This window comes from Nostoc spongiaeforme FACHB-130 (genome assembly GCF_014698475.1).
GTDB lineage: Bacteria > Cyanobacteriota > Cyanobacteriia > Cyanobacteriales > Nostocaceae > Nostoc_B > Nostoc_B spongiaeforme.
The window spans coordinates 25,010-31,887 of the sequence record NZ_JACJTB010000065.1; the positions used below are offsets into that span (position 1 = coordinate 25,010).

4 protein-coding genes and 1 pseudogene are annotated in these 6,878 nt (G+C 44.8%); 4 read left to right on the top strand and 1 reads right to left on the bottom strand.

What is annotated here, in order from left to right:
- The first annotated feature begins 75 nt into the window (after nt 1-75).
- The 4 genes from H6G74_RS28525 (at nt 76) to H6G74_RS28540 (ending at nt 6,782) form a co-directional block, all read left to right on the top strand.
- Nucleotides 76-240 carry a hypothetical protein gene (locus H6G74_RS28525; RefSeq protein WP_190970944.1) on the top strand — a complete coding sequence of 55 codons (165 nt, stop codon included), beginning with the start codon at nt 76-78 and terminating at the stop codon, nt 238-240.
- Nucleotides 197-2,920 (top strand): DUF3769 domain-containing protein, encoded by a 2,724-nt coding sequence (locus H6G74_RS28530; RefSeq protein ID WP_190970945.1) that lies wholly within the window; start codon nt 197-199, stop codon nt 2,918-2,920. The genes H6G74_RS28525 and H6G74_RS28530 overlap by 44 nt, the downstream gene beginning before the upstream one ends.
- 242 nt (nt 2,921-3,162) lie before the next feature.
- Nucleotides 3,163-3,576, top strand: a complete 414-nt coding sequence (locus H6G74_RS28535; RefSeq protein WP_190970946.1) for a hypothetical protein — start codon at nt 3,163-3,165, stop codon at nt 3,574-3,576.
- 2 nt (nt 3,577-3,578) lie between these two features.
- Nucleotides 3,579-6,782, top strand: coding sequence for a tetratricopeptide repeat protein (locus H6G74_RS28540; RefSeq protein WP_190970947.1), 3,204 nt, complete (start codon nt 3,579-3,581; stop codon nt 6,780-6,782).
- On the opposite strand, the pseudogene H6G74_RS31970 reads toward H6G74_RS28540, so the two are convergent.
- Nucleotides 6,771-6,878 (bottom strand): annotated as a pseudogene (locus H6G74_RS31970) (IS982 family transposase); the annotation flags it as partial. The gene H6G74_RS28540 and the pseudogene H6G74_RS31970 sit on opposite strands and share 12 nt — an antisense overlap.

Genomic DNA, 6,878 nt, shown 5'->3' on the forward strand with positions numbered 1-6,878 from the left:
TAAAATATACTATTTATTAGGCGATCGCAAAGTTGCTCCCCAGTAGGAAAGCGTTTTCTAGCAGTGTCTTTGACAATGGCATTTCCTCTTTTTAGCAGCTTGCTGCACGTAGGCAGAAAGCAAAAGTCGGAAGACACAGGTGTTCCCATCTTTCCGGCTACTCGTTGGCTATTTGTTAGGTTAATTTTGCCCAGATATGCTTCATCCAGTTCTGCCGCCTGCGCCACCGCCTGTTATTGAACCGATCAAATCGACAAATTCGCTGTCATCAGTTGACAATCCCCAAGCTCATGCTTTTGTAGAATCAGTTAGTGATGCTCAAAACACGGCTGAAAAACCGCAAACTGCCAAAATTGCCGATACTAAAAATCTACCGCCTCAATTAGTACCGATCGCATCAACTTCAGATAATTTAGTCAAGACAAAAACTCTACCTGCTCCCCATACACCAGAAACTTTACCCCCAGCACTGTCGCCGTTTTCTCCCGCCAGAAGTGCTACAAGTTTAGGACAACCCCTCAGCATTGGTTATGGCGTTCAATCAGAGAATCTAATCGGGGAAAATACATCACAAACTGGTGTATCTGTTCAGCAATTCCCCGCACCCGCAAAATTTGTCACTGAACCAGTCGCCCAGTCAGCATCGGAAGCAAAAATCACCGCACCGACAAAAGTCGTCACTGAACCAGCCGCCCAGCCAGCATCTGAAAAAAAATTCCCCGCACCGACAAAAGTCGTCACGGAAAAAATCACCCCACAGTCACCTGTTCAGCAATTTCCCCCAGCAGCAAAAGTCGTTGCTGAACAAGTTACTCCACCAGCATCACAAAGCACAACAACACAGCCACAACAACCAAAAACTATTAATCTTTCGGGGAAATTTAGCGACTATATACCTAACACTCAGCCAGTTCAAAATATTATTGAGTTTAAATCTCGCAACCTCACCAGCCAATCAAATACCCCAACAAATATAGAATTTAAATCACCTAACCAACCAACTCCCCCAAGTACAACTTCTCCCACTCCCCAACAGCCATCACAAACAACCACACCCGTAGTTAGAGAAAGAATTGTCGAAGTGATCTCAGATCGGCAGGAATATGATGAGCAACGGCGAATTGTGACGGCGGAAGGCAATGTAGTAGTGCGGTTTGACGGGGCTGTAGTGGATGCCGATCGCCTACAAGTGAATTTAGCCAATTTAATTGCCGTTGGGGAAGGGGATGTGGCCTTGACCAGAGGTGATCAAGTATTGCGTGGTCAACGTTTTACTTACAACTTTTTACAAGACAGTGGGGAATTAGAAAATGGCAGAGGCGAAATTTATATCCCCACATCCTCTACAGATTTGGGCTTTTTACCTGCTGAGAATACCCCTGGTGGTTTACAACTCAGACCCCCAAGCGATCGCATTCGTGCCAATCAACCCCTCACTAATGTCCGAAGTCCCGGCGAAGTGAATGTGGTTGTCGGTGGTCGTGGTGCTAGTAATTTACCAACACCACAACAAGGCGGACAAGTTAAGCGAATGCGATTTGAAGCCAGACACATCGATTTTTATCCACGGGGTTGGCAAGCTAGGGATGTGCGAATTACTAATGACCCATTTTCACCTCCCGAACTAGAGTTACGGGCGAGTAAAGTTACCCTAACACGCCAAGCCCCATTAATTGATCGCATCAAAACCGAACGTCAGCGTTTGGTATTTGATCAAGGTCTGAATTTACCCATCCCCGTAGATAGCCAAACTATTGACCGTCGGGAACAAGAAGTCACTCCAGCAATTGTTTCGCCTGGTTATGATGGTGACGACCGTGGTGGTTTATATGTAGAACGGGGTTTTACACCCATCAATACAGAAACAACTCGTTGGACAATTACACCGCAGTTTTTTGTGCAGGAAGCCATTCAGTCAGGGTTGGATAATCCTGCATCTGTGTTTGGTGTGAGAAGTAAACTGAATTCCGTTTTAGACTCAAAAACCACACTGCGCGGTTCGGGTGAATTAACTAGTTTTGACCTGAGCCAACTAGACTCAAATTTGCGGGCGAGTTTGCGACTGCGGCGAGAATTAGGCGATCGCAATCCCCATATTTTAAATGTGGAATATAGTTACCGCGATCGTTTGTATAACGGTTCGCTCGGCTTTCAAACTGTCCAAAGTAATTTAGGTGCTGTTGTCACTTCACCGATTATTCCTCTAGGGAAAAGTGGAATTAACCTCGACTATCAAGCAAGCGCACAATATATTACTGCCAATAGCGATCGTCAAGACTTATTTAGCACCAACATTGGTCAAACAATTGATCGCGTCTCTTTAGGTCGTCTACAAGCCAGCGCCGCTCTCAGCACTGGTGTGTTTCTCTGGCAAGGAAAACCATTAGCCCCCACAGCTACCGCCGGCTTGCGCTATACACCTAGACCTGTAGTTCCTTATATACAAGCGATAGCTAGTATTAGGGGTACTAGTACTTATTACACCAGTGGAGATGACCAAAGCAATCTCATTGGTTCAGTTGGTTTACAAGGACAGATTGGCCATTTTTCCCGTCCTTTTTTTGATTACACAGGCTTTAATATCATTTACTATAGAGGCTTAACTAGCGGATTATCACCTTTTTTGTTTGACCGATTTGTTGATAACCAAGTCTTGAGTGCGGGAATTGTGCAACAAATTTATGGGCCATTTCGGATTGGTTTTCAAACCTCCGTTAACTTAGATACAGGCAGAGAAACCAGTACAGATTATGTTTTGGAATATAGCCGCCGCACCTATGGCATTACCCTACGCTACAATCCAGTCTTAGAATTAGGCGGTTTCAGTATTCGCATTAGTGACTTTAATTGGACTGGTGGTACAGATCCATTTGCGACTAACCAAGTTACACCAGTGGTTGGAGGTGTGCGCCAAGAATAATACACAGGCGTAGTGGTTTGTCAATCCAAAGTCGAGGAGGTGAAAAAGCTTAGGAACAGCCTAGCCCCAAACCGCATACATAAGATTTGATCTATTTAAGCCGACGTTTTGAGAGTCTTAATTGAACTATATTGATATATAGTTACGTGTGCCTCCTTATCCAATAAACGTAAGTACAATTCGTTTTGAGCATTACGGAAATCATAGGATAATGACAAAATAGTGGCTTTTGAGGAACTGAGATGACTGATCCAGTAACGACGATCGCGGCAGGGGCAATTCTCAACCTCGCATTTCAGGAGTTTGCTAAATCGGGGGCTGGGGAAGTAGCAAAGAAGACTGTGAACGGGGCGATCTCTTTGGCAAAGGACTTACGAGATAAAATCACTGCTAAGTTTAAAGGAAATGTGAAAGCAGAAGCAGCGATCGCAGCAGTAGAAACTGAATATTCTCCAGCAGCTTTGAGCAAATTGGAAGTGTACTTGGATGATGCGATGACCGATGATGCTGTATTTGCAACCGAGCTACGGCAGGTGGCACAGCAGATTATCAATATCCAAAATCAAACCACATCGAATCGTGAGTATAAAAACTACGGGCGCGACCAAATCAATATTGAAAAAATTGAAGGTAATCCCAGAATTGGTGGGTCGTAGGCATGGGAAGACGGGGGTATGGCAACCGGGGTAAGCAAATCAATATCGAGCAGATAATTGGCGATGTACTGCTTGAGTCAGAGGAGACGGTGCGCCCTCCCGCCGAACAGGATTTACTGGCAACAGTCAAGCAATGGGTTGAATCTCGGCTTGAGGGACAACTGCACCATGCTGTCAGGCTGAATTTACACAAGGAAATGCAGCCTAAATCGGTTCGTCCTTGGGGTATGGAGATAAAGGTGGCGATCGCTCAACCAAGTCGGCTATTGTTACCAGAAACAACGATTGGGCAGGTATTTGACCAATGTTCGGGACGGTTACTGATTTTAGGCGAACCAGGAGCAGGTAAAACGACAAGCTTGCTAGACTTAGCTCTAGAATTGGTGGAAAGGGCAGAAAACGATTCGCAGCAGCGCATCCCTGTCCTGGTCGATCTTTCCGATTGGCAACCTACTACATCTCAATCAGCTTCTAGGCGGAGTGGGGTTACATCTAGATTCCACCGTGTTTCCCAAAAAAATCTTTCTAACTCTCTTCCCGAACAAGCGCCTATTTGGTCGATCGCAAATTGGTTGGCTATCAAGGTGCGAGAAAGATATGGCTGTTTGCCGCAGCAAATTAAGCAATGGCTAGAAGAGAAACGGTTAATACCCTTGCTGGATGGACTGGATGAAGTGCGCCCAGAGTATCAGCAGGATTGCGTGCGGGCAATTAACGAGTGGTTAAAATCAGATTTGCGTCCGAGACAGGTGGCGTTGTGCTGTCGGCGTGAGCCGTATGAGGCTTATACTCAAAAGCTGGAACTCGATGGAGCCGTTTATCTTCAAGACTTGACGGACGAACAGATCGAAACTTTTTTGGCAGAAACGAACCGAAACGAACTCAAACACAGCTTGGTGGCAGATGCGAATTTCCTGGCGCTGATTCGCAGACCCTTGTTGCTGTCAATGGCGGTACTTGCCTATCAGGAAATAGACCCAACCCAGTGGCGACACTCAACTTCGGCAGGCGATCGCTTAAATTTACTGTTAGATGCCTATGTGCGACGGATGTTGACACAGGATACCCCTAGCCGTGCCTATCGTCACCAAAAGATTCCTAGCCCCGAACAGAGTCAGAAGTGGCTAGAAATTCTCGCCTTAGGGCTTTTACAAGAATCAGAAACCGAGTTTTTGATTGAGCAAATTGGAACAACATGGCTGTCATCACTCCTTCAAAAATGGCTATTTACTATTTTTTCCATAATTTGTTGGGGGCTAATCGTTGCTGGAATTTCCTGGGGGCTATTCCTTGCTGTAATTTTTTGGGCGCAATTCTTTAGATTAATTCCTCCACATCGGATGGGGTCAACTCCTCGTCTTTTGTTGGGATTGGTGATTGGCTCCTTGTATGGCTTGAAGCAAGGAATAGATGTCTTAATGAATTTGCCACAGATAAAATCATTTGTGGGAAATATCCAAATCTCATTCTCAAGTCTCAAACGACAAAAAATATTACGCAAGCTATCATCTTGGAAGACTATATTAATCCCTACTCAAATTAGGGTACTAATTAATAAATTCAAGGAATTAAATATTCCAACATTGGACTTCAGCTTTAATATTCCAACATTGGACTTCGACTTTGAACAGTGGCGCTTCAAAATTAAAACTCTATCAGTGCCAAATCAAGGAATTAAACACTTGTGGCGAAATGCAGTACTGATTACTATCATATTTGTGCCTTTGCATACCTTACTACTCCATCTTGTACTACGTTCAACGATATCTCTTGTTAACATTGTGCTAATTTCCCTACCCATAGCTCCCCTACTATGGATTGGGTTTGGAGGGGGATATGTCTGCATCAATCATTTTCTAGTGCGTTTATCTTTATATTGCACTCACTCAATCCCTTGGGATTATGCTTGTTTTCTCAACTATGCTACAGAACGGCTATTGCTCCAGCGTGTTGGTGGACGCTATCGCTTTATACATGACTTGTTGAGGCAGTCTCTTGCTCAACTTAGAATCGACACCCATCCACACCTAATTAGTTCTCAAGTTTTCTTTCGTTGCGCCCAAGGCTACCGCTCAATGGAGCAGTACGATCAAGCATTGCAGTACTTTAATCGCGCCATAGAGCTTTACCCCCAATATGTAGAGGCGATCGCACATCGAGGCATAACCTATCGCTTGATGGAACGTTATGAGGAAGCACTGCAAGACTTCAATCGCGCCATTGAAATTGACTCCAAACATGAGTGGGCGATCGCACATCGAGGCATAACCTATCGCTTGATGGAACGTTATGAGGAAGCACTGCAAGACTTCAATCGCGCCATTGAAATTGACTCCAAACATGAGTGGGCGATCACACATCGAGGCATAATCTATCGCTTGATGGAATGCTATGAGGAAGCACTGCAAGACTTCAATCGCGCCATTGAAATTGACTCCAAACATGAGTGGGCGATCGCACAGCGAGGCATAACCTATCGCTTGATGGAACGTTATGAGGAAGCACTGCAAGACTTCAATCGCGCCATTGAAATTGACTCCAAACATGAGTGGGCGATCGCAGAGCGAGGTTATACCTATCGCTTAATGGAACGCTATGAGGAAGCACTGCAAGACTTCAATCGCGCCATTGAAATTGACCCCAAAGATGATTGGGTGATCGCACAGCGAGGCTATATTTATCGCTTAATGAAACTTTATGAGGAAGCCCTGCAAGATTTCAATCGCGCCATTGAACTTGACCCCAAATATGATTGGGCGATCGCAAGTCGAGGTGTTATCTACTGCTTGATGGAATGCTATGAAGAAGCATTGCAAGACTTCAATCGCGCTATTGAACTTGACTCTAAAGATGACGGGTATCGATACTATCGCGCTCTTGTCTACCTTATCCTTCAGCAAACTGAGTCCGCCAAAGCTGATTTAGATACTGCCATCCAAATCGCCCAACAAAAACACATAGAAAAAACCGATAAATACCAAAACACCTTCAACCTAGCACTTTATCACCTTGTAGCAGGCAACCTCTCAACCGCCCAAGAGTTATATCAGACTACACTTCAGCAGACACCTTTACCAAGCATAATGCGAGGTGCCATTCAAGATTTGAAGGATTTGCTGCGGGTGTTTCCAGAAAATACCTCTGCCCAACAAATAAAAGCACTGCTGGAGAATAATCTGAAATTAAATTACGCCTTATGTGAATGAAGCCAGAGGATGCTGTTCAAAAGTAAGCACATCAATACCAAAACGCTGACGCAGAAAAAGGCGTAGAGTATGACTGGTGATTTTAGCGGCAACATG

Excerpts from the sequence above, each read along its gene's own strand:
- H6G74_RS28535 (WP_190970946.1), top strand. The coding sequence starts at position 3,163 with ATGACTGATCCAGTAACGACGATCGCGGCAGGGGCAATTCTCAACCTC.
- H6G74_RS28540 (WP_190970947.1), top strand. The coding sequence starts at position 3,579 with ATGGGAAGACGGGGGTATGGCAACCGGGGTAAGCAAATCAATATCGAG.
- H6G74_RS28530 (WP_190970945.1), top strand. The coding sequence starts at position 197 with ATGCTTCATCCAGTTCTGCCGCCTGCGCCACCGCCTGTTATTGAACCG.
- H6G74_RS28525 (WP_190970944.1), top strand. The coding sequence starts at position 76 with ATGGCATTTCCTCTTTTTAGCAGCTTGCTGCACGTAGGCAGAAAGCAA.